The sequence below is a fragment of the Paraburkholderia mimosarum LMG 23256 = NBRC 106338 genome (assembly GCF_000739815.1).
Taxonomy (GTDB): domain Bacteria; phylum Pseudomonadota; class Gammaproteobacteria; order Burkholderiales; family Burkholderiaceae; genus Paraburkholderia; species Paraburkholderia mimosarum.
Genome location: NZ_BBJJ01000343.1, coordinates 1 through 824, shown reverse-complemented (window position 1 = coordinate 824; position 824 = coordinate 1). Strand labels below are relative to the sequence as shown.

The following is an 824-nucleotide window of genomic DNA, read 5'->3' as shown; positions in this document are numbered from 1 at the left end:
CGGCAAACTGGCGAATTCGGCGCTATTGGCCACCTCCAGAATCCGCTGCCGTTCGGCTTCGCTCAGCTTGTTGCTGGGCTCGGGCCGCGATGCCGTGCTGCGGCCGTCGGCTCGCACCGTCTCGCCATCACGAACCCAGCGCTGAAACGTGCGCACGCTCAGGCCCAGCTCTTCGCATGCCTGCTCCAGGCGGCAACCCGACTGCGCCGCCTCGCGGATCAACGATAAACATAACAGGCGATCCGAGACGTTGATCAATCGTCCTCTTGTTCTCCCCAGATCGCCTGGACTTTTTTTCTGAGAACCAGCAGCGCTGCCGCTTCGGCCAGCGCCTTCTCCTTGCGCTGCAACTCCTTCTCGAGTTGCTTGATGCGCCGCTTGTCTTCTTTGGAATGTTGACGTTGCTCGCGCGCGTGCTCCGCAGCATTCGCGTTGGCGCCCATACAGGCCGCTCGCCACGCAGCAACCTGCTCGGGGTAGAGACCTTTGCGACGGCAGTACTCGGCCAGCTCCGCTGCATTGAGCGGGGCAGTCTCCAGCACGACGGCAAACTTGTCTTCCGAAGACCATCCTTCGGGATTCTTTCCATCGCCCGGCACAGCCAATCCTTGCCCTTTCGCCTGTCGGCGCCACGTGTACAACGTCTGTTCGGTAATCCCCGTTTCTCGTGCTAGCACCGACACCGGCGCATTCTCCGCCGGCATCATGCGACGCACCAGCGCTTCTTTTCGTTCTTCTGGGTAGGCTTTCATTCATGCCAATTCTACCGCCCCCGGACCATGTCTAAGAATCAAGCGACACGACAACTATTCTGACGCCGGGGG

The 824-nt window shown here is 60.9% G+C and carries 1 pseudogene; it reads right to left on the bottom strand.

Annotated features, from left to right (window positions below):
* Nucleotides 1–752 (bottom strand): annotated as a pseudogene (locus BMI01S_RS37805) (transposase); the annotation flags it as partial.
* Between the last annotated feature and the right edge of the window lie 72 nt (nucleotides 753–824).